Source organism: Citrobacter sp. MGH105 (assembly GCF_001037485.2).
Classification (GTDB): Bacteria; Pseudomonadota; Gammaproteobacteria; order Enterobacterales; family Enterobacteriaceae; genus Citrobacter; species Citrobacter portucalensis.
Genome location: NZ_CP073048.1, coordinates 1187661 through 1209326, shown reverse-complemented (window position 1 = coordinate 1209326; position 21666 = coordinate 1187661). Strand labels below are relative to the sequence as shown.

The window sequence follows — 21666 nt, the reverse complement described above, 5'->3', positions numbered from 1 at the left end:
CGCTCGGGTTTATAGCATTTTTCTGGAGTCTGTATGGCAATTCTTGTCACTGGTGGTGCAGGTTATATTGGTTCACATACTGTGTTAACGCTACTGGAAAGAGGCGATGATGTCGTAGTCATCGATAATCTGGCGAACGCCAGCAGAATTTCGCTGGACAGGGTCGCGGAACTCACCGGAAGAGAGCCCATTGTCTATATCGCCGATGTTCTCGACAGGCAGGCATTAAAAAACATTTTCGCCGACCATAACATCACCGATGTCATTCATTTTGCGGGACTCAAATCGGTTTCAGAGTCGATAAAAGAGCCCCTCGCCTACTATGAAAACAACGTCACCGGTACGCTGGTTTTACTGGATGAGATGCTGGCCGCTGGCGTTAATCGTTTCATTTTTAGCTCATCTGCGACGGTATATGGTAATCCAGAAAGCGTACCGCTGAGCGAGCAATCACCTACGGGCGGCACCACCAATCCGTACGGTACGTCTAAGTTGATGGTCGAACAAATTCTGGCCGATTTCTCACGTGCACAACCCGATTTTCGCATTACCTGCCTGCGCTATTTCAACCCGGTTGGCGCCCATCCATCAGGTCGGATTGGTGAAGATCCTAACGGTATCCCTAATAACCTGGTTCCGTATATCTCTCAGGTCGCGATTGGTAAGCTGGAAACCGTGTCGGTGTACGGTAATGATTATCCAACCCCTGATGGTACCGGTGTGCGTGATTATATTCACGTCATGGATCTGGCGACCGGTCATTTAGCCGCACTGGATTGCCAGAACAAAGGCGCGGCTTACAAAGTGATTAATCTCGGTACTGGAGTCGGGTATTCCGTACTTGACCTCATTGAGGCATTTGAAAAAGCAGCGCAGACAAAAATTAATTATCAGTTTGTCGCCAGAAGACCCGGAGATATTGCCGAATGTTGGTCTGACCCATCGCTGGCATACAAAGAGCTAGGTTGGAAGGCCATCTATAACCTTGATGAAATGATGCGTGACACCTGGAACTGGCAAAAAAATAACCCGAATGGGTATCAAATTTAATGTTCTCAGCAGCGAGCCTGACCGTTAGGCTCGCTGCTGTGTCTGACTAGCGTACCGTTATTGTTGATACCTGGTACCAGCCGTTGCTCTGTTTCCCTTCATTGGCAAAGTTGATTCTCGCGACACCGGATTTATCCAGCATCGCAACCTCAATCGCGTATTGCCCTTTCGCCAGTCGGCCTGGCATAGATAACGCATAACTGACCTGATACTTACCGGGGAGCCAGCGGCGAATATCCTCCGCGGAATTCCCCTGTGCCACCACCTTATTGGCGCTGTCTACGACCCGGAATGCCAGCATGTAAGGCAGATAAATCGGTGCGACACCCTCATTGTACCAGGTACTGTTTAATGTCAGCGTTTGTCCGCTGTCCCACACGGACTCATGGCTCAGGGACGCAAGGCGAAATCGATAGCCCAATTTGGTCAGCGCATCGTCGACAATCGGTCGATAGTCGCTGGGTATCGTTCTCGATTTCAGGTTAATGGTACTGGCGTGCTGCTTGACCGCCCAGTCAAAAATCCCCTGCACTTCAGCACGTGTATAGTGAAAGGTGTTCTTCCAGTCCTGCATATACGAGCAGATCTCCAGACTCACCGGCGCACGTTTCCAGACGTCGTTGAACCCTGAATAACTCTGCTGCGCAGCCAGCAATCGCTGCGGGTAATCATCAGCCATATGGTTCCAGGTGTCCGAAAATACGCGCAGGTCCCCCCAACAGTCCGCACGCCACCCAGCCCCACGCGCCACCGCATTCGCCAGACTTTGACCGCCGCTTATCAACATTATTTTTGGTGTCACAGGGAAAGCAGAAAAGTGCATCGCGACGTAGCGATCCAGTTGCGCCGTGGTGTATCGCTCCAGTAATGGCTTCAGGTTCGGGAAGTTGCTGTTATGCCATTCTCCCCACGACCCCACCATGCCAATATCAACAAACGCGAGATTCTCATTACCATCGTAGCGCTTACCAAATGCGTTCAACAGACGCTGGCTGTATTGAATAAACAGAGGATCGTCTAAATCCGGTATAAACGTCTTATTATCAGACGTCCAGGTTCCTTTTACGCCTTTTTTAATCAGCCAGTCGGGAATTTTAGTGCCATCCGCCGGGTCGGCAAGCGCCATAAATCGTAACCCGACATTCATCGCAGGACGATGTGCCGCCGCGTATTTGAAGGCATCATCCACCAATGCAAAATTGTACTGGCCTTCGACTGGCTCCAGGTCCCGCCAGTAAAAACGCTCGTATTCAAATCCGGTATTGGGATAGTCCGCCAGCCCCAGCGTTTCACCGTATCCCTGATGAAAACTTGCCACGCCAATCCCCGGATTGGTTAACGGGCCCGTCAATGCTTTGGGGGTAACGGTCGTCAATGCGGCCATAACCGTCAGCGGGAAAAACATGCACAACAACGCACAAACCCATTTACGCTTCATCGCAATGACGTCCTCCACCAATTTGTTAACGCTAGCGGTCTTTCAGGCTTAACCACCAGTCCCAGATACCTACGTGAAAATTTTGGAACACATCAATACCTAACGCAGATTTGATCATATACAGCGTCAGCAATATGCAGCAGGTGACGAATAGCACGGCAATCAGCAGCAAAAAAGTGAGCAACATTCTCGACAGGGTTGATTCCTGGCGATGCTGGCGGCGTAAATCTCTGCCAAACAAAAAAACCAGATAATAACGCTTACTGAAAAAAGGAAAGCTTCTGCGAATATCGATCTGATGCCGCGAAGTCAGGGTTGTAGCAAGGAGCGCTTTTTCCAACCCTTCTTTTTGTTCAGGGGTCAATTCCTGCGCTATCCGCTCATCAAGGTGAGCGTAAAACCGTTCGATGGCAGGAGGACGATTTTGAGGACTGGTCAAAATTAACCTATATCTTTATCAATGGAATGGTAGACGTTAACCGTCTTTTTGGCGATTTCATGCCAATTGTAGTTTTGCAAATATACACCATAGTCCACGCTATTTGCTGTTGCCCCTTGGCCTAATTTTTCAGCCAGACCGGTTACATCTCCCACCTTAAAATAGGCCTCGGCGGGCAGTTGAACTTCAAGGTTAGCCGGAATATCACTGACGACGGCCGGAAGAGAAAATGACATTGCCTCCAGCAGCGCAATGGGCAATCCTTCATGGTATGAGGGCATCACAAACAATTTAGCCTGCGAAAACACCGCCTGAAGTTCGTCACCACGTAAAAAACCAGTCATCACAACACCTGGCGTGTCGGCGGCAAGCTTTTTGAGGCGCACGCTGTATTCGGTCGGATGATCCGCATCGCCAATTAACACTAACGGTATGGTCAAACCACTGTGTTGATAAGCGGCGATGGCATCATGCATCCCTTTTTCTTCCACAAACCGCCCAACCACCACGAGGTAGTTTTTCGGCTGCAGCCCAAAGCGGGAGAGCGTATTGTCGATGGTGAGCTGTGATAATAACCTCGGCTCGTTCACGCCATTGTGAATTAAATGCGCATCATAGCGACCGTGTTTTTTCTGGATCAGTTGATTAATAACGTCAGAAATCACAATCACCTCGTTGGCATATCTCACCGCCCAACGCTCACCAAGCAACAATATTTTTTTGGCTACAAATCCCCATTTCTGGCGATCGTAATCGGGCCCGTGGTGGGTAAAAACCACCTTCTTACCCATCACGCGTAAGAGTGGGATCACAAGGCCAGGGCCGATAGCATGGACATGCACAATATCTGAATGGTCGATACGTGTCCTGAACGCCGCTATAACGGAATGGACAATAGCTTCCAGCGAGCGCTTTTTGGGTGCCCACAGCGCGTAGGTTTCGACTTTTTTATATACCGATCGTTTGTAATTTACATATGGCGAGCGAGCGATTACGCAAATATCCACGTCGAACTGCTGTTTAATGGCAGGATAAAGATTCTGACAGTGTGTCTCCACACCGCCCAATACATCGGGAATACCACGCGTTCCAAAAACCGTTATTTTTTTACTCATACTATGGCCTGCTCAGCAGTTCTTTATACAGCGCCTGTAGGGTATCCATATGTTTACTCAGCGCATATTTTTCACTCAATCGCGCACGACCATGTAAGCCCATATTCCTCGCCTTCTCAGGCGAGTCGGCCAGAGCGTCCATCGCATTGGCTAACTCCTGCACATTACCCGGTTCGAATAAAATCCCTTCGATACCGTCACGAATTTGTTCGGGGATGCCGCCAATGCGCGACCCGATAACCGGCTTGCCTAAGGACATCGCCTCTAATATCGCCATTGAACAGTTTTCATAGCATTCTGAAGGCAGGATCACCGCTCGCGCATGCTTAATAAGGTTGTCGAGGGCTTCCCCTTGTTGCACATAACCTAAAAACTCAACGTCCGGATATTTGGCGGCTAATTCATCATGCAACGGACCGTGCCCCACAACTTTCAGCGGCGCGCTGTTCTGCATTTTTTTATGCGCTGCCAACAACGTTGCCACGCCCTTTTCACGGCTCAGACGGCCAAAGTACAGCATATAGCCTTCATCGCTTACTTCGGCCAGGGGACGGCTGTCATCAACGCCATTGACGATGACATCAATGCGCGAATTTGGCAGCGTGCGCAGCAAAACACCGCGTAAAAAAACGCTTGGTGAAACAATCACATCCAGTGCCTGATAATTTTGTGCAATGTACTGCCAGGTTGCCTCCAGGGAGAGCAGTAAACTTTTTGAGGCTGAACCTTCCTGGCAACGATACCTGAAGGCATTGAAAACCGTTCCGGTAATACAGGAATCACACACCTTGCCGTCGCGCAGCATGGAATACGCGGGGCACACAATCTTATAGTCATGCGCAGTCAGCACCGTTTTGCAGCCAAAATTGCGCGCAACTTTAATCAACGCCGGTGTTAACTGATGGTAGATGTTGTGAAAGTGGACAATATCCGGGCGCTCTTTTTCTAATAACGCCAGCATTTTTTTGCAGGCCTGCGAATTATGAATAAAGTTAACCGCCGTTTTGATACCACCCAGCAGATTGCTCGCTTTGTGGTAGTCCACATTACTTACGAAATAATCCGTATAGTCCGAGGGGAAATTATTCTCATGAAGCATAGAGAAATCAATAACCTGCACTCCGGCCTGTTTCAGCATATCGCGTTCTTGAAAATAAACCGTTTCCGCGCCGCCTTTGATGAAAAAAAACTTATTCACGAGTAAAACTTTCATTACGCCAGCCTTAGTTATTCATGAATGATTTTGCTGTCAGGCGGAGTCAACGGATCGCGTACTGGTTTAGTCACCCCTTTAACCAGCCCGGCTGAAAGCACGGCCAGGTTCATTACGCTTTGCAGGCCGTTTAATAACGATCGATTCTGTACGGTTTTCAGGGCAATAAATGCAAGTAAAGGCAGAAATGCAATGTCGAAAAGTTCGAGATTGAAGGTCACCGCCGCAATGAACAAAGCAATCAGGTAAACAGAAAAAATCGCTTCGTTCCTGACCATTTTTAACGCTTTGCCAAAATAAGGTTTTCCCCAGGCACAACGTAAAAGCTCGCCTGGGGCCTGATAGTATCCGCTTTTCCAGCGGTGTTTCAGCATCTGAAAGGTCGGCATAGTATGGGAAGTATGAATAAAATACGGAATATTCAGACGACGCAGTTTATAACCCGCATCGCGCAAACGCAGGCCCAGTTCGGCTTCTTCATAAGCATGCAAATTACGGTTGGTAAGATAACCAATTTTTTCAATTGCAGATCGGCGATATAACCCGCCACCGCCTAAATGGTCACTATCCCCGAGCGGATAAATTTTATTAATACGCTGCTTACGCGATTTAAATTCATAGTTAACAGCATCGTCCATTTCAACGGTTCCCGCGACGCCTGCATATTCCGGCTCAGCCTGCAAAAATGCGACAGCTTGATCCACAAAGCCCTCTTCCAGCTCCATGTCACCATCCATCAGTAGCAGATATTCCCCTTCACTATACAGATAACCTAACTGATGCCCGACGCCGCAGCAGCGATCGTCTGGGTCAGTTAAGGACACTACGGTCACGCCTTTATCGATCGCAAGCTGTTGGGTGTTATCCGTTGATAGACTATCTGCCACAATAATTTTGTGTGGATAATCAATAAGCTGATTACGGATACTGTCAATCGTCTTCTCAATACATTTAGATTCATTGAGTGTTTTAATACTCACTGAAATAAACGGTTTTTGGTCCATACCATTACCCTACGCAGCGAAGGACGGTTCGACGAATCACTAAACTTGATCCTAGTGATAAATAGAACAGGAATTGTAACATCGGTGTAATCATCAGTATCTGGCTATAAGGTAAGCTAATTAAGCAACCAATCGCAAAAGCGTTAAACGCCGGTGCAAAGCTCAACAACTGAAGATCCTGCTGGTCCAGTTGCTCAAGCATCAGTAATGGCTTTGGCTGACAAACCTTCAGGATATAAATGAATAAGCTAATAAAGAGCAACGTGCCGATCACCCCCACTTCCCACAGCAGCATACTCAGGGAAGTCGAGTCGAGAATTAAGTTGTAGATAATATTCAAAAAGCCCGGCGACACCGTACTACCACTGTTAGTTGCATTGAGTCCGTAGCCAAATAACGTTCCTGAAAGCCCCCACAGATCGTTATTTTTCAACCAGAACAGGAACGTCGTAAAGCGCCCCAACTCACCGGTAGACATAATGTAGTTCGGATCAAAGATATAGCTTAAGGAGTCGATAAAAATACTTAACGAGCTTTTCGACGGATCGCCGCCGAACGCCGTAGAATAATAGTATGCGAGGATCACAATCGACAGGCTAATAAGCAACAGCATTCCCGCCACAATAACCAACAACGTCTTCAGATTGACCTTACTAACGTCTTTGACGTAGCTCGGTGAAAGCCACACCCACGCCAGGAATATAGGCGATAGCAGGATGACAAACTTCACTTCACCAATGATGCATAACCCGATACCGAGAACAATATGCAGCGCCATGGATTTGAACGTGGTGAGTCCATGCTTATATTCTGAGACTTTTAACAACATAATTAACAGGCAAAACAAGCCCATTGCGGCAGTATTCCCGCCTCCCATTGGGTCACCGCCAAACGTGCCAACCACGGAGTCCCATTTCTCATCTTCGCCGCGCACCGCGACGCGCTGGGGAACGACCAGTAAAACCTGATAAATCATTACCGGAATCTGCGCGTAAAACACCCAATACAGATAGCGCGTTGCGCGGTAAATCTGTGATTCCCGGCAAAAGCCCAGCAGCAAACAGATCATCACCAGCGACAGCGCAATTTCGTTTTTGAATGCCACAATCGCTACGGTGATCCCGCCCTGAATCAGCGTCGATGCTCCAGCCAGCACCAGAAACGAAAAGTACAACGCCAGGACAATCGTCTCCTGGGCATCCAGATGTAAGGAGCCATCACGCGTCTGCATCACCAATAATCCCACCATCAATAAGGTGAGGAAAAAAGGTATCCACAGCACTGACTGCATGCCGGTAAAGTATTGCACCAGGCCACACAGGATCAGCGTGACAAAGGTATAAACCTGTAAATAGTATCCGGTATTCAGCGTCATAGTATCACCGGCTTATCTTTCAGGAGATTGGCTCGCTTATTCATTTTTAGATAAATGAAGGCGTAGCGAATAAATGTCAGTGAAGAAAACAAGATGACCGACGTTGCATAATCTTTATAAAAATAGGGCGTCACAACAAAAGCGAAGAGTACAATCGCCAGCTGTTCCAGTTGGATGCGCAGAAAATAGCGATGGGAACCAAAAATAAGTTCTATCACCGTCAGAGGGCTTATCGCCAGCGCCGGGAATAAATAGGGCAACATGTAGCGTGATGTCTCAATGGAGTTTATCCAGTCTTCGCTAAAACCAAGGCGCATCACAATCGGGTAGAAAATAAACACGCCAAGAGTACAGATAACCCCCAGCACCAATAACAGCATCCGTACCCGGGTATATTCCTGATAATTAAAGGTGTTATTTCTAAAATCGATAGACCACTTGGAAAAAATAGTATTACGCACCGCATTCCCGATGATCACCACCGGCGCCAGGCAAAAGCGGCTAACCACGGAAAAATAACCCGCCGTCAGCGCCGAGAACCAAAAGTTAATCAGCATAATAGGCAAATTGCTGCTGGCCATCGCCAACACTTCCGCGCTGCCCACTTTGGTTATGTGATGAATATTCTGTTTGAAAAAATGCCAATTACTGGCGGGTCGCAGATGTCTGGCCGCCACCGAACGAATATCAAACGAATGCAAAATACAGCTTATGGTCAGCACCATCGTCACGCAGGCCCACGACCAATAAAATAGTTGTACATGGTGCGTAAGAAGGACGGAAAGTACAACGACCACAGAAACAGAAATGCGCTGGAAGATCAGAAAACGAAAGTTAGCCGTGCGTAGCGACAGGTTTTCCGAGATTAAAACCCACGCCGTTGCCAGCGTCAGTAAATAGAGGAACAGGATGTTCTGGTGAAACAGCCACGCGGTGAGTACGGCGTAAGGTAAGGCAATGATCGTGCTTTGTATTAGGCAAAACACGACATTCTGCACCAGTTCATCATCCTGCTGTTTAGGAATTAACAGCTGTGATGCAAAGGTACACACCTGAGCGCCCACCACGGCGATGCTGTAGTTGAGCGCATAAAGCCCCACTTCAGCCATATCGTACTTGTGTGAAATCAACCAAATAGACAGTGCACCAATCAACTGCGAGATGACTGATGAACCGGCTATCGTGGAAGCGCTCTTCAGTAGACTCATACGCGGCCTGGCGTTGCCATCAGTTGATCGGTACTGAAGTTCAGTGAACGCAGACCCTCTTGCGTCTCAAGATCCTTTTCTTCAACTGCATTGAGCACCGCACCAATCACCACGCCGTTATTTTCCTCGATCTTATCCAGCGCGTTGGCGATTTGTCCCGCCGACCCCGCCCCGGCTTTCACAATGAAAACAACGCCATCGACGGCACGTTTGATCAGTTGAACATCCTGGCTCTGATTCACAGCAGCAACATCAATAATGATGCGCTGATAATGCGATTTCAACTCGCGCATTAAGAGTTCAACATGCTCCGACGACAGCATCAGTAAAGATGAGATGGTGTTCTTGCCGTGTGGAATAAAGTCGAGATTATCACTGAGTTTGATCCTCGCCTGTTCAAGCTCTGTTTCCCCGCGCAGCAGTTCCGCTAAGCCTGCGGATGTAGCTGACGCCAGTTCGGATGTGAGCCCACCACTGTTAAAGAAATCTGCATCAATAAGCAGTGTTTTCTGGTCGAAACTAAAAGAGTTCGCTAACAGATTCGCCAACAAAGAACGCCCATCGCCGTGCTCCGTCGACGCCACGGCGAGCGTCTGTAAAGGTCGATTATCCAGCATAATCCGGGTACGGATACCGTGCACAATATCGGCATTAAGCGGGTTCTTCATGATCATGTCCCGCACCTGTGCGCGCCCTGAGGTTCCGCTAAAACGACGAATTTCACCCAACGGAACAACATTGAGCCGTTTTTTCATGCGACTGAGGGTACCGATTGAGTTATCCATTGCCGCTTTGACAATGAAATACATGATGCTGAACACCACCACCAGCATGACCACCATCAGCAACAATAAAGATTTATTCGGTTTCGCCGGTTTTAACGCGGGTACCGCAGGGTCGTATAACACCGCATCGGCATTCACGCCGGACAGCGACAGCTCCTGAGTACGTTGATAAAGCGATTTATACAGGTCTTCCATTTTATCTAACGACAGCTTTTGACTGTTCCAGGCATCCCGTTTTGACGCCATTTTCTGGAAGATCTCTTTCTGCTCAATCACTTGCTGTTGATAGTTTTTTTCGTCCGCCAGCGCCGCCAGATATTGCTGACGTAAACCGACTTTCAGCTCGCCCAACACTCGTCCGGTCTGGCTTTGGATCGACTGAACATCGGCCTCGGCTTTTAAAATAGCGGGATTTTTTGGCCCATAGACTTTACGCTGTTCGGACAACGTTCGTTGTGCCTGAATCAACGCAATGCGCAAATCCTGGATCTGAGCGTGGTTAGAGACCGAAGGCAGCGAGATAATGCTCTCAAGGGACTTACCTCCCCCGTTCACCTCGTTATAGACGGATTCAGCGGCAACCCGACGCTGGGTCGCATCGGCCAGGCGATTAGTTACGATACTTAACTGCTCGGTTTCAAAACCATCGATACCGCGGAAGGTCAGCAGCCCGGCATTTTTCAGATAGCTGTCCATCTCGTCTTTTTGCTTAGCTATCGACTTCTGAATCTCTTCCATTTTTTCAAAATTCAGTTCGCGAGCTTTCTCCACCTTCAGACGTTTCTGCTCCACCGTGTAGTTGATGAAAGCCTGCGCGACGCCATTCGCAATGTCAGCCGCTACCTGTGGGGACGTTGATTCATAGGTAATAGACGCCAGGTTCGTCGTACGAATACCAATGACATTCAGATTTTTCGCCAGCGTTTTCAGCGCTTGCTCCATTCTCAGTTGCCGACTTTCATTGCTATCAGCCCCCTGAGCACCGGCTTTTTCCCCGGTAAACTCCGGGTTTTCATCCAACTTCATATCACGTACGGCTTGCTCCAGCACAATACGTGAATGCATCAACGCATATTGTGTTTCGTAGTAACCACTGCGTGTTGAATCGAAACCATCAACCTGTGGAAACGGAGAAACGTTATCAGCCTGCGCCTTAATCAGCACCGTCGCCGTTGAAACATACTTTGAGGACATCATGCTGATTAACGGATACGCGACGACCCCGGCAACGATACCCGCCAGCGCGATTTTCCAGGCGTTCTTTTTCAGCTCTTTGGCAAAACGGGAGAATTCGACACTGCTTTCTCGTTTTTTGCCGTTTTCCACTATTGATAGTTTCATCGTCAGAAGAACCCCATGCCAATAATCACGACATCCCCAGGATGAACAGAGTGCGTTAAATCGACATTCTCAAGCAGCTGATTGCTCCCTGACAGGCGAATGTTGATATCTTTTCGGTCAGCACGATCTGTAAATCCACCCGCCTGCGCAATAGATTTCTCGACGGTAAGCCCTGGCTCATAAGCGAAGCCATTTGGACTTTTTACCTCACCTGAAACATAGTATTTGCGGAACTCAGCAATACTCACCGTCACCATTGGAGATGTAAAATAATCTCCGGTCAGGCGTTGAGTTAATTCTTTAGTCACTTGATCAACGGTTTTATCTTGTAATTTAAGAGCACCAACAAACGGGAAATTAATTTCCCCGCTCTTATCCAAAATAAACCGCATCGTCATATCGGGTTGACCATGAACAGCGATATTGACCGTATCCCCCGCCCCAAGTCGGTAATCCTGCTGAACAGTAGCAGGATCGTCCATTAATCGCGGGCTGGACGCTGTGCATCCGACCAACAGGATACTGAATAGCAAAACCGCGCACAGTTCTATTATTTTCATTTTAGATCTGAACCTTAGCTTTAAGCATAATCATAGAATTATCATAACCCAACGTTCTAATGACTTCCTGATTGTCGTTGGGACCGATATAAAACGAGTCAGTATCCTTATTCGAATTTAATGTATCTATCTGATATTTAATCTCAAAATTAACCGACGGTGTGTAGTCATAGCTCATGGTGACGCTAAACACGCCATCTTTATCATGTCGATCCTTGTTCTGTTTTTTATAGTCTTCCGAAGTGAATGAGTAGTCCAATAAAGTAGAAAAACGAGTGCCTAACCAGAAATGCTGGTAAGAAAGGCCATACTGGGTCACTAAAATATATCCCCCAACTTCCGATGGGTCTTTAATGCTTTGCGCAGAGTGGGCCGTGAAAACAGACTGTTGTAACGGCTTCCACTCCGCTTTTATGTCCCAGTTTAGACCATTAAAATCATGCGAGTTTGCGTTGTTTTCAAATGTTTTATACAACCATGAAATATTCATGTCGACATTGGTTTTCCCCGTCAACTGCGACTTCAGGCCATACAGTAAATAATACTCATTAGTGTCTTTTTCTGAGTTGTTATCATAGCGACGCTGGTTAGTAATAAAGCTATAGCGAAAGCGCGTTCTGGATGAGTATTGGTCAAAAACTTCCGCTATCAGGCTATTTTCATGCCATTCCTGTTCCTGAATATAATTGTAGAAGTCCTCACTGCTGTCCCGAACATCAGAGGTGTTACCGAAAGTCAGTTTTTTGTATAACAACGCCAGTTCCGCTTTGCCGCGACCATCAGGCGCACCGTAGCTGTAGCGTAATTCACTATTGATAAAATTCGTCGTCAGCGGAGATTTAATCCCATACTGCTCGAACTGACTAGGTAAAAAACCCTCGGTGATGTCACGACCGCGGGATTCATGCCCAAGCGAATCCTCCAGATTGAGGGTTAAGCCATGCTTGAGCCCATACCGCCAGGCACCGTTAAAACGGAAAAAATGATCGTTGTAGTTATCAGCAGAATCGCTTGAGTAGTTACGATAATCCCCAGAGTACATCAGCAAATACTTATCCTGACCACGCTCTCCAATCATACTCAGAACGGGCGCCGCACTCTGAAACGAGGAACCGATAGCATCGCTGCTATGTGGCTGATAAGACACGTTATCATTATAACCATAGTCCACAGCGACCTTGCCCTGGAAGTCTATCCCCGCAAAGCCAATGTGTGATTTCGGTGTTAAATCAGCCCATGCGGACTGCGATATCACGATTCCGGTAATAACGAGTAATTTAGTATGCATTCTTACCGACAAATCCTTTGAAAATAGTTTTAATAATAATTTTTATATCCAGCCATAACGACCAGTTTTGAATGTACTCAATATCGTACTGAACCCTTTTTTCCATCTTATAAAGCGCATCGATCTCCCCGCGGAACCCGTTGATCTGCGCAAGCCCAGTGATCCCTGGCTTAACTTTATGGCGAATCATGTAATTTTCGACCTGTTTTCGGTACTGCTCATTATGCGTAACCGCATGAGGCCTGGGACCGACAATCGACATACTTCCCTGCAAAACATTAATAAATTGAGGGAGTTCATCCAGCGAAGTGCGGCGCAAAAAGCTCCCGAATTTGGTTACCCGCGGATCGTTTTTAGTGGCCTGAATAACCGTATCGGAATTCTCCATGACGCGCATAGAACGAAACTTCCAGACCTTAATTTTTTGCCCACTCAAGCCATAGCGGTCCTGTTTGAAAAAAACCGGCCCACGGGACGTGAGTTTGATACCAATGGCAATCGCCAGCATCAGGGAGGAAATCATCACCATAATGATGCTGCCAAGAACCAAATCTTCCGCCCGCTTAATAAACGAGCCCGCCCCTTCGAATGGTGAACTGAAAATACCGATAGTTTGCAGATTGTGGATGGAGCGTAACTTGGACATGTTGTTACTGTAGGTATAAAAGTCAGGGACAATATAGGTATCTACGGTGGTGTCTGACATCATGGCCAAAAAGTGACGAATGCGATGTAAAGCAACCATCGGTAAAGCAATATAGATTTCGTCTATGTTTCCCTTCTTGGCTTCCTCGACCAGATTGATCACCGGACCACGAAAGGGGCTTTTAACCTTATCAACGACATCGCCACAGCGAGATAAGGCGCGCTCATCATAAAAGGCCAGATCTAATGTGATATTGGCGTATTCATTCATTAGAGCGGTTTCTGCGGCCAGACCATTGTCGGTCAGACCAATAATCGCCACACGGATACTCTTTTTCGTTGAATACTTAAAAATAAAAAAACGAATGTAGTAAAGAAAAGGTAATGGAATGAAGTACCAGTAAATAATGGCTGAATAAAAAGGGGAAGGCAGTCTGTCTAAGTAGCCCAGTGACTCAGGTTCAGCCACCGTCATACTGACCAGTTCGTTAAAAAAAATCGCCAGCAGCGTACAAAAAACCAAGCGCTTTTGATTACGTAAACCGATCGTCTTAATCTTTTGCTGGTACATTTTAATGTATTCAGCAAACAGCAAGAAAAAGATTGAGAAGAGAAGACTCAAAATGGCAATGGTGTTAAAGGGCACCAAACCCAGCAGATGGGCGCTAAAAATTAACGTCACATTGATAACAATGAAATCGACCAGTTTTAAAAAGACTGGATATCCTTGGCTGCTAATCTTTAGCGATTTTTTAAGCATATCTCAGCCCATTATTTATTGATCTTTAATTGTTTTTTTCTCATTTCATGTTGCTAATTATATCACAAGTCTAAAAAACGCAATGGTACATTGTCAGTAAATGTAAAAAATAATACTCATTACTGTGACAATACTCCCCAGTGAAATCGTATCTATATGATTTTAATGCAGATGATATCAATAGAAGTTTTATCTACCTCAGCAAAAAAGATAACCTTTAACAACATTTTCGCTATTGACAGATAACATCACATGGTCTATGAAAAAGTGTTTTATGTATGATAAATTGCACAAAAGTATTGTTTCAGTGACGTTGAATCACCTTAGAGGTGCTGTTTAATACAGTAATTAAAATAAAAACAGCTGCCTTACGAAAACATTTCAAATGATATTAATAATACAATTAATTACCTTTTATTATAATTAAACAACAAATATCATCATCATGAATACCTCATACGGTAACGCTTAAAAAGCGTACCCGAACCCTCAGCCCACCTAATGTCTCACTACGCGTTAGCTGAGGATGCGTGCGATGCAGACGAGCAATATCATTGACCAGCGCCAGGCCGATCCCGGCGCCTGGGACATTGCCTACGTTATCAAGACGATGAAACGGTAGCAGGGCCTGATGAACCATCTGCTCATCTATGCCCGGCCCGCTATCTTCGACCACCAGCACCACGGCCTCTCCTTCTCGTTGCAGCCGGGCGGTCACCATCCCCTGCGACGGCGTGTATTTCAGTGCGTTATCCAGCAGATTCCCACACAGCTCGCCGAGCAGCACTTCATCTCCCTCGACCCACACCGCGTCCTGTACCCCCTCATAGCCCAGATCGATCCCTTTACTACGCGACTGCGCCAGTCGGGTAAAACAGCTGGTTTGCACCACCTCATACAGATTAACCGGCGAGAAATGCCTTTCCCCCTGCTCCTTGCGCTTCACCGCAGACAGCTGCAACAGCCTCTCCGTCAGTTGAATGGTATTATCGAGCGTGCTACTCATGGCTTGTAAACTCTCATACCATTGCCGCGGTTCGGTGCTGGCGAGAGCCACCGATGCCTGAGTTTTCAGTACCGCCAACGGCGTTTTGAGCTGATGGGAAGCATCCGCGCTGAAGCGCTCCTGACGAGAGATCAGACCGCGAAGTCGGTCCAGATAACGGTTGAAAGCCACAATCAGCAGACGGGTTTCCGACCATGGCAGCAGCTCCGGCAGCGGCGTCAGCAGGCCAGGCTCACGACGCACCATCAGCGATGACAGCTGGCGCATCGGGCGTAGCACCCGGCGCAGCAGCCAGCCAACCAGCACCAGAGTCAGTAGCACCAGCAGCCCTTGCGAAACCCACGAGGAAAACAGCAGCTGTCGCGCCAGATAACGCCGCGATTGCAGCGTTTCAGCAACATAAATCTCCGCCATGCCGACAATGCCGCCTTCGTTGACGGGCTGCAGAAGACGTGCCACGCGGATTGCCTCACCGCGATATTCGGTGTGATAAAACCATGCCAGCGCCGGATAAAACCGCGTGCGCGAGGTAGCAGGCGGCATCGCCGGTAAATCGTCATAACCCGAGATAACCTTCCCCGCCGGATCAACCACTTTGTAATACAGTCGGTCGTTCATATTCAGTTCAAAGCTGTCCAGCACCACCCATGGCACGTTCACTTCCAGCTGTTTATTGCGCACCACCAGCCGCTCGGAGACGGTCCTGGCGGATGAAAGCAGCGTCCGGTCATACGCCTGGGTCGCCGCTTGTAGCGCACTGACATAGCTGTTAAATGCCGATAGTCCCCACAGCAACATTAGCGGCAGGCCCAGAAACATCAGCAGTTGCAGGTACAACGATTGGGGTTTAACCCACTTCATCGCTACGCTCCAGCACATAGCCCAGACCACGCAGCGTAGCAATACGCACATCGCTTCCCTGTAGCTTTTTACGTAAGCGATGGATATACAGCTCAATGCTTTCGGGACTAACCTCATCACTCAGGCTGAAGACCTGCTCAAACAACTGCTGACGTGAAACCGGCCGCAACCGACGGTACATCAGCACCGTCAACAGCGCCTGTTCACGTGGCGTGAGCGCCAACGGCTGCCCCTGCAACAGAAAATAGCCTTCATCGTGAAACGCCAGCTCCCCCAGTTGCTGTATGCCTTGCACCTGTCTCGCACTGCGACGCAGCAAGGCCCGCAGCCGGGCATCCAGTTCCTCGATTTCAAACGGCTTTGCCAGATAATCATCGGCTCCGACGTTCAACCCTTTCACCCTATCGGCCACCGCGCTACGCGCCGTCAGCAGCAGGACAGGAAGCGTCTGCCCGCGTTTGCGCAGCCGCTGAACGACTTCCAGGCCATCCAGCCCCGGCATATTGATGTCCAGCACCGCCAGCGCATACGTTTCGCTATGTAAAAGATGGTCGGCTGCCAGGCCATCAAACACGCAGTCAACGGCAAAACCGTTTTGCACTAGCGCTTTCTCCAGCCAGTGAGCTAACTCACGGTTATCTTCCGCTAATAAGAGACGCATATCACATCCTGTAAAGTTTCTGCCGCATTGAAAGGGAATTGAAAGGTTAATGTTTTAACAATCACGCAACCGAACTGCTACACATCGGCTCACATAATCACAAAAATCTTCTTCCGTACCTGAAAATCCGGTTTTCCGGTGTGAGGATAAACAATGAAAAAACAGTTATTTCGTACCCTTACTGCAAGCATTTTATTGATGAGTACCTCTGTACTGGCGGAACAAGCGCCGTCGCGCACTGAATGTATCGCTCCTGCTAAACCCGGCGGCGGTTTCGATCTCACCTGTAAGCTGATTCAGGTGAGTTTGATGGAAACCGGCGCTATCGAAAAACCGATGCGCGTAACCTACATGCCCGGCGGCGTTGGCGCTGTGGCCTATAACGCGATTGTTGCCCAACGCCCGGCAGAAGCGGGCACCGTGGTGGCCTTCTCCGGCGGCTCCTTGCTGAATCTGTCACAAGGTAAATTTGGCCGCTACGGTGTGGATGATGTCCGCTGGCTGGCAAGTGTCGGCACCGACTACGGCATGATTGCCGTACGCCAGGACTCACCGTGGAAGACGCTGAAAGATCTGCTGACAGCAATGGAAAAAGATCCCAACAGCGTGGTCATTGGCGCAGGTGCCTCTATCGGTAGCCAGGACTGGATGAAGTCGGCGCTGCTGGCGCAAAAAGCCAATGTCGATCCGCACAAGATGCGCTACGTGGCCTTTGAAGGCGGTGGCGAACCGGTTACCGCATTGATGGGAAATCACGTCCAGGTGGTTTCCGGCGATCTCAGTGAGATGGTGCCTTACCTCAGCGGCGACAAAATACGCGTGCTCGCGGTGTTCTCTGAAGAACGCCTGCCGGGTCAGTTAGCCAATGTGCCAACCGCCAAAGAGCAGGGTTACGACCTGGTGTGGCCGATCATTCGTGGCTTCTACGTTGGACCAAAAGTCAGCGATGCCGAATACCAGTGGTGGGTTGATGCCTTTAACAAACTCCAGCAGACCGATGAGTTTAAAAAGCAGCGCGATCTACGCGGTCTGTTTGAGTTCAACATGAGCGGCAAACAGCTCGACGACTACGTGAAAAAGCAGGTCACGGATTATCGTGAGCAGGCTAAAGCCTTCGGTCTGGCGAAGTAAACGCAGAGGCAAAGATGATGAGCGATCGTATTTTCGCAGGTATCTGGCTGTTGCTCTGCATAGCCGGGCTGTTCGTAGCCTGGCAAATCAGCAGCGAATACAGCTATGAGCCGGTTGGCCCGCGTCCCTTCCCGCTTGGCATTATCAGTCTGATGCTGGTCTGCGCCGTGGCGCTGCTGTTGCGCCATCCGGACACCATCAGTTGGCCCCGTCGCCACGTGCTGCAAAAGCTGCTGACGATGGTGATTGTTCTGTTGATGTACGCCTGGGGTTTTGAGTGGCTCGGTTTTCCCATCGCCACCGCCATTCTCACCGTGGTGATTGGCATGCTGTTCGGCGCAACCATCCCGGCTGCAGGAATTTCCGGCGCGGTGCTAGGCATTCTGCTGTGGTATGCCTTTGACAGACTGCTTGACGTCACCTTACCACTCGGCGCCTGGCTGGGTTAACGGAGAAACGATGGATACCTGGATTTATCTTTCTCAGGGTTTCGCGGTGGCAATGACGCCGGAAAACCTGGTCATCGCCTTGATAGGCTGTTTTGTTGGCACCATTGTGGGTTTGTTGCCTGGCCTTGGGCCGATCAACGGCGTGGCGATTCTGCTGCCGTTGGCCTTTGCGCTGCATCTGCCCGCAGAATCCGCGCTGATCCTGCTGGCTACGGTCTACATTGGCTGTGAATATGGCGGGCGCATCTCCTCCATCCTGCTGAACGTGCCCGGCGATGCGGCAGCAATTATGACCGCGCTGGATGGCTACCCGATGGCGCAGCAAGGGCGCGGTGGCGTGGCGCTCTCTATCTCGGCGGTCAGCTCTTTCTTTGGTTCGCTTATCGCCATCGGCGGCATCATTCTGTTTGCCCCAGCGCTAGCCCAATGGTCGCTGGCCTTCGGTCCGGCGGAATACTTTGCCTTAATGGTTTTCGCCATTGCCTGTCTCGGCAGCATGATGGCGCAAAATCCGCTGAAATCATTTCTGGCAGCGCTTATCGGTCTCGGACTTGCGACCGTCGGCGTAGACGCCAACACCGGGGTTTATCGCTTTACTTTTGACAGTGTCCATCTCTCCGACGGTGTGCAGTTTATCGTGGTGGTAATTGGGCTGTTCTCTGTCTCTGAAATATTGTTAATGCTGGAACATACCAGCAGTGGCCAGACGCTGGTGCGTAAAACGGGCCGCATGTTGTTCAACGCCAAAGAAGGCGCACAGTGCGTAGGGGCCACCCTGCGTTCATCAGTGATCGGCTTTTTCGTCGGCGTTCTGCCTGGCGCTGGCGCCACCATTGCCAGTGCCATCACCTACATGACCGAGAAAAAGCTCAGCGGCAACAGCGACAGCTTTGGCAAGGGGGATATTCGTGGCGTAGCGGCGCCAGAAGCCGCCAATAACGCCTCGGCCTGCGGCTCTTTTATTCCGATGCTGACGCTCGGCGTGCCGGGCTCCGGTACTACGGCGGTGATGATGGGCGCGCTGACGCTGTACAACATCACCCCGGGTCCAGCCATGTTTACCGAGCAGCCGGATATCGTTTGGGGGCTGATTGCGGCGCTGCTGATTGCTAACGTAATGCTGCTGGTGATGAACATTCCGCTGATCGGTCTGTTTACCCGCATGCTGACCATCCCGCTTTGGTTTTTGGTACCGGCTATCGCGGCAGTTTCCGCGGTTGGCGTGTACGCCGTTCACAGCACCACCTTCGATTTGGTATTGATGGTCGCCCTCGGCGTGCTGGGCTACATCCTGCGTAAAATGCACTTCCCAATGTCGCCATTGATTCTGGGCTTCGTTCTCGGGGAAATGCTGGAGCAGAACCTGCGCCGGGCGCTGTCTATCAGTAACGGCAGTATGGATATTCTTTGGGCCAGCGGCGTGGCGAAAGTGCTGCTGGTGATGGCGGTACTGGTTATCGTGGTCCCGCCGGTGCTGCGCATGATCCGTAAACGCAACAGCAAACCGCAGGTGGATATCAGTTAATAATATGCCGGATGGCGGCGCTATTGCGCCCTATCCGGCCTACAATTTGGCTCGGTTGTAGGCCGGATAAGTGCAACGCCATCCGGCATTTTTATTTTCCGCGCAGCCCCTGCGTTCCTTCCAGCACATGTTCAACAAACCGTGTCAGCTTAGGCAAAGGACGCAAATCCTGTCGCCACAGCAAATGAATTGGCCGCGGCTGCGGCGTAAACCCTTCCAGGATCCGAATCAATTTCCCCGTAGCCAGTTCTTGCGCCAGCAGCACCTCAGGTTGCAATAACAGCCCAGCCCCCGCTACCGCTGCCATACGCAGGCCATGACCATCGTTACAGCGCAGGATCGCATCGCGCTTCCATCTGACCTCCCCCGTCACGCCAGGCAGTATCCACTCGTTGCGAGCCGTCCACACGGTATGGGACAGGCACAGATGATCCACCAGATCCACGGGTGTCCGGGGGGTGCCATGACGGGCAAGATAATCTGGCGAAGCACAAATTGCCATACGGTAGGGACACAGGTATTTCGCCACCACGTCAGTCTGATGGATATCGCCAATGCGGATCGCCAGATCGACACCTTCATTCACCAGATCAACCATCCGGTTGGTGAGATCCAGTTCAATGCGCACCTCTGGCCAGGTCTGTAAAAACGCAGCGGCCAGCGGCGAGATCACGCAAGCGCCAAAAGAAGTGGGCGCGCTAATGCGCAGCGTCCCCGCAGGTGCCAGCCGCAGACGCTCTACCGAACGTTCGGCTATCGATACTTGCTCCAGCACGCGACGGGCTTCTTCAAAATAGACGCGTCCGGCATCGGTCAGACTCTGGCGGCGCGTATTGCGCTCCAGCAAACGCGTGCCGAGCTGCGCTTCCAGTTGGGTGATATATTTTCCCACCATCACCGCAGACATTTCGAGCCTCGTCGCCGCAGAAGTAAAGCTCCCACTCTCTACCACGGCGACAAACGTTTCCATGCCGCGCAGTTTATCCATATTACAAACCCCTGGTTAGTAATCATCTAACTTTTAGCCAGTTTATCTGATTTCATTTTCATTAAAGAATAGCGGCTCACACTATTGCGGAGGTGGTTATGAAAATCGTCATTATTGGTGCCAGTGGTACAGTGGGTCGCGCAGTTACGCAAGCATTGAGCCGTAAACATGAGGTGGTCCGCGTGGGTCGCACTCAGGGTGATTACCAGGTCGATATCACCTCGCAGGAGAGTGTCAAGGCCTTGTTTGAAAAAGTCGGTCGGGTAGATGCGATCGTTTCCGCCACCGGTAATCTGTTCTTTGGGCCGCTGTCGACAATGACCGACCAGGACTTTAATCAGGGGCTTCAGGATAAACTATTAGGCCAGATACGCCTGGCATTAACCGGGCAGCATTTCCTGAATGATGGCGGATCGATAACGTTAATTAGCGGCATTATCGCCCACGAGCCCATCGCCCAGGGGACAAACGCCGCAACGATCAATGCCGGGCTGGAAGGGTTTGTTCGCGCCGCGGCCTGTGAACTGGGCCATGGTCAACGCATTAACCTGATAAGTCCGACCGTGCTGAGTGAGTCCGCCGAAGCTTACGACAGTTTCTTCCCGGGCTTTGAAAGCGTGCCCGCCACCACCGTCGCCAACGCCTACCGCCGCAGTGTGGAAGGCATCCAAACCGGGCGTATTTATAAAGTCGGTTACTGACTTTGCCGCTGCCGTTGACACATCACCCACGGCAGCGTGATTAACCCACTGTTTTAAAATACTTTATCTTTTCCCTCGCATTAACCCACACCCTTCATAATGTTAAATATTTGTTGTTTTTGA

At 49.7% G+C, this 21666-nt stretch carries 19 protein-coding genes; 5 read left to right on the top strand and 14 right to left on the bottom strand.

Going from position 1 to position 21666, the window contains the following annotated elements; translation table 11 throughout:
* Positions 1–33 precede the first annotated feature (33 nt).
* Positions 34–1050: a UDP-glucose 4-epimerase GalE gene (galE, locus tag SK35_RS05735; protein ID WP_048215721.1), complete on the top strand. Its 1017-nt coding sequence runs from the start codon at positions 34–36 to the stop codon at positions 1048–1050.
* Positions 1051–1096: 46 nt separating this feature from the next.
* Here galE and SK35_RS05730 read toward each other — a convergent pair whose 3' ends face one another.
* The 13 genes from SK35_RS05730 to tctD all read right to left on the bottom strand — a co-directional run bounded on the left by SK35_RS05730 (position 1097) and on the right by tctD (position 16749).
* Positions 1097–2488 carry a DUF4832 domain-containing protein gene (locus SK35_RS05730; RefSeq protein ID WP_048215720.1) on the bottom strand — a complete coding sequence of 464 codons (1392 nt, stop codon included), beginning with the start codon at positions 2486–2488 and terminating at the stop codon, positions 1097–1099.
* 31 nt (positions 2489–2519) lie between these two features.
* Positions 2520–2927: a hypothetical protein gene (locus SK35_RS05725; protein WP_048215719.1), complete on the bottom strand. Its 408-nt coding sequence runs from the start codon at positions 2925–2927 to the stop codon at positions 2520–2522.
* Between the two features lie 2 nt (positions 2928–2929).
* Positions 2930–4042, bottom strand: a complete 1113-nt coding sequence (locus tag SK35_RS05720; RefSeq protein ID WP_048215718.1) for a glycosyltransferase family 4 protein — start codon at positions 4040–4042, stop codon at positions 2930–2932.
* 1 nt (position 4043) lies between these two features.
* Positions 4044–5255, bottom strand: coding sequence for a glycosyltransferase family 4 protein (locus SK35_RS05715; RefSeq protein ID WP_048215717.1), 1212 nt, complete (start codon positions 5253–5255; stop codon positions 4044–4046).
* Between the two features lie 14 nt (positions 5256–5269).
* Complete coding sequence (locus SK35_RS05710) at positions 5270–6259, bottom strand: glycosyltransferase (RefSeq protein WP_048215716.1); 990 nt, start codon at positions 6257–6259, stop codon at positions 5270–5272.
* A gap of 4 nt (positions 6260–6263) precedes the next feature.
* Positions 6264–7634 carry a hypothetical protein gene (locus SK35_RS05705; RefSeq protein ID WP_048215715.1) on the bottom strand — a complete coding sequence of 457 codons (1371 nt, stop codon included), beginning with the start codon at positions 7632–7634 and terminating at the stop codon, positions 6264–6266.
* On the bottom strand, positions 7631–8842 hold the full coding sequence (locus tag SK35_RS05700) for a lipopolysaccharide biosynthesis protein (protein WP_048215714.1): 1212 nt from the start codon (positions 8840–8842) through the stop codon (positions 7631–7633). Before SK35_RS05700 ends, SK35_RS05705 begins: the two co-directional genes overlap by 4 nt.
* Entirely contained in the window at positions 8839–10968 is a 2130-nt protein-coding gene (locus SK35_RS05695; RefSeq protein ID WP_048215713.1) for a GumC family protein, read from the bottom strand. The genes SK35_RS05700 and SK35_RS05695 overlap by 4 nt, the downstream gene beginning before the upstream one ends.
* A 2-nt stretch (positions 10969–10970) precedes the next feature.
* Positions 10971–11528 carry a polysaccharide biosynthesis/export family protein gene (locus tag SK35_RS05690; RefSeq protein WP_003826038.1) on the bottom strand — a complete coding sequence of 186 codons (558 nt, stop codon included), beginning with the start codon at positions 11526–11528 and terminating at the stop codon, positions 10971–10973.
* A 1-nt stretch (position 11529) separates the two neighbouring features.
* A complete protein-coding gene (locus SK35_RS05685) occupies positions 11530–12816 on the bottom strand; it encodes an outer membrane beta-barrel protein (protein ID WP_008785589.1) in 1287 nt (428 codons plus the stop codon).
* Positions 12806–14221 (bottom strand): undecaprenyl-phosphate glucose phosphotransferase, encoded by a 1416-nt coding sequence (locus SK35_RS05680; protein ID WP_008785590.1) that lies wholly within the window; start codon positions 14219–14221, stop codon positions 12806–12808. Before SK35_RS05680 ends, SK35_RS05685 begins: the two co-directional genes overlap by 11 nt.
* Before the next feature lie 454 nt (positions 14222–14675).
* Complete coding sequence (locus SK35_RS05675) at positions 14676–16088, bottom strand: sensor histidine kinase (RefSeq protein ID WP_048215712.1); 1413 nt, start codon at positions 16086–16088, stop codon at positions 14676–14678.
* Complete coding sequence (gene tctD, locus SK35_RS05670) at positions 16075–16749, bottom strand: transcriptional regulator TctD (protein WP_048215711.1); 675 nt, start codon at positions 16747–16749, stop codon at positions 16075–16077. The genes SK35_RS05675 and tctD overlap by 14 nt, the downstream gene beginning before the upstream one ends.
* A 153-nt stretch (positions 16750–16902) precedes the next feature.
* Between tctD and SK35_RS05665 the strand changes: the two genes are divergently transcribed.
* The 3 genes from SK35_RS05665 to SK35_RS05655 are packed head-to-tail and all read left to right on the top strand — an operon-like array spanning position 16903 to position 19854.
* Positions 16903–17880, top strand: a complete 978-nt coding sequence (locus SK35_RS05665; protein ID WP_048215710.1) for a Bug family tripartite tricarboxylate transporter substrate binding protein — start codon at positions 16903–16905, stop codon at positions 17878–17880.
* Positions 17881–17894: 14 nt separating this feature from the next.
* A complete protein-coding gene (locus SK35_RS05660; protein ID WP_008321484.1) occupies positions 17895–18329 on the top strand; it encodes a tripartite tricarboxylate transporter TctB family protein in 435 nt (144 codons plus the stop codon).
* Positions 18330–18339: 10 nt separating this feature from the next.
* A complete protein-coding gene (locus SK35_RS05655) occupies positions 18340–19854 on the top strand; it encodes a tripartite tricarboxylate transporter permease (RefSeq protein ID WP_003846009.1) in 1515 nt (504 codons plus the stop codon).
* A gap of 91 nt (positions 19855–19945) precedes the next feature.
* Here the strand turns inward: SK35_RS05655 and SK35_RS05650 are convergent, their stop codons facing one another.
* The gene (locus SK35_RS05650; RefSeq protein ID WP_048215709.1) at positions 19946–20842 is read right to left on the bottom strand and encodes a LysR family transcriptional regulator; all 897 of its coding nucleotides are present in this window, start codon (positions 20840–20842) and stop codon (positions 19946–19948) included.
* Between the two features lie 98 nt (positions 20843–20940).
* On the opposite strand from SK35_RS05650, the gene SK35_RS05645 reads away from it, so the two are divergent.
* Positions 20941–21543: a short chain dehydrogenase gene (locus SK35_RS05645; protein WP_048215708.1), complete on the top strand. Its 603-nt coding sequence runs from the start codon at positions 20941–20943 to the stop codon at positions 21541–21543.
* Positions 21544–21666: the final 123 nt, after the last annotated feature.

What these genes read in the sequence shown, in the direction of transcription:
- galE (WP_048215721.1), top strand. Translation starts at nt 34, where the DNA reads ATGGCAATTCTTGTCACTGGTGGTGCAGGTTATATTGGTTCACATACT.
- SK35_RS05730 (WP_048215720.1), bottom strand. Translation starts at nt 2,488, where the DNA reads ATGAAGCGTAAATGGGTTTGTGCGTTGTTGTGCATGTTTTTCCCGCTG.
- SK35_RS05720 (WP_048215718.1), bottom strand. Translation starts at nt 4,042, where the DNA reads ATGAGTAAAAAAATAACGGTTTTTGGAACGCGTGGTATTCCCGATGTA.
- SK35_RS05715 (WP_048215717.1), bottom strand. Translation starts at nt 5,255, where the DNA reads ATGAAAGTTTTACTCGTGAATAAGTTTTTTTTCATCAAAGGCGGCGCG.
- SK35_RS05710 (WP_048215716.1), bottom strand. Translation starts at nt 6,259, where the DNA reads ATGGACCAAAAACCGTTTATTTCAGTGAGTATTAAAACACTCAATGAA.
- SK35_RS05705 (WP_048215715.1), bottom strand. Translation starts at nt 7,634, where the DNA reads ATGACGCTGAATACCGGATACTATTTACAGGTTTATACCTTTGTCACG.
- SK35_RS05700 (WP_048215714.1), bottom strand. Translation starts at nt 8,842, where the DNA reads ATGAGTCTACTGAAGAGCGCTTCCACGATAGCCGGTTCATCAGTCATC.
- SK35_RS05695 (WP_048215713.1), bottom strand. Translation starts at nt 10,968, where the DNA reads ATGAAACTATCAATAGTGGAAAACGGCAAAAAACGAGAAAGCAGTGTC.
- SK35_RS05690 (WP_003826038.1), bottom strand. Translation starts at nt 11,528, where the DNA reads ATGAAAATAATAGAACTGTGCGCGGTTTTGCTATTCAGTATCCTGTTG.
- SK35_RS05685 (WP_008785589.1), bottom strand. Translation starts at nt 12,816, where the DNA reads ATGCATACTAAATTACTCGTTATTACCGGAATCGTGATATCGCAGTCC.
- SK35_RS05680 (WP_008785590.1), bottom strand. Translation starts at nt 14,221, where the DNA reads ATGCTTAAAAAATCGCTAAAGATTAGCAGCCAAGGATATCCAGTCTTT.
- SK35_RS05675 (WP_048215712.1), bottom strand. Translation starts at nt 16,088, where the DNA reads ATGAAGTGGGTTAAACCCCAATCGTTGTACCTGCAACTGCTGATGTTT.
- tctD (WP_048215711.1), bottom strand. Translation starts at nt 16,749, where the DNA reads ATGCGTCTCTTATTAGCGGAAGATAACCGTGAGTTAGCTCACTGGCTG.
- SK35_RS05665 (WP_048215710.1), top strand. Translation starts at nt 16,903, where the DNA reads ATGAAAAAACAGTTATTTCGTACCCTTACTGCAAGCATTTTATTGATG.
- SK35_RS05660 (WP_008321484.1), top strand. Translation starts at nt 17,895, where the DNA reads ATGATGAGCGATCGTATTTTCGCAGGTATCTGGCTGTTGCTCTGCATA.
- SK35_RS05655 (WP_003846009.1), top strand. Translation starts at nt 18,340, where the DNA reads ATGGATACCTGGATTTATCTTTCTCAGGGTTTCGCGGTGGCAATGACG.
- SK35_RS05650 (WP_048215709.1), bottom strand. Translation starts at nt 20,842, where the DNA reads ATGGATAAACTGCGCGGCATGGAAACGTTTGTCGCCGTGGTAGAGAGT.
- SK35_RS05645 (WP_048215708.1), top strand. Translation starts at nt 20,941, where the DNA reads ATGAAAATCGTCATTATTGGTGCCAGTGGTACAGTGGGTCGCGCAGTT.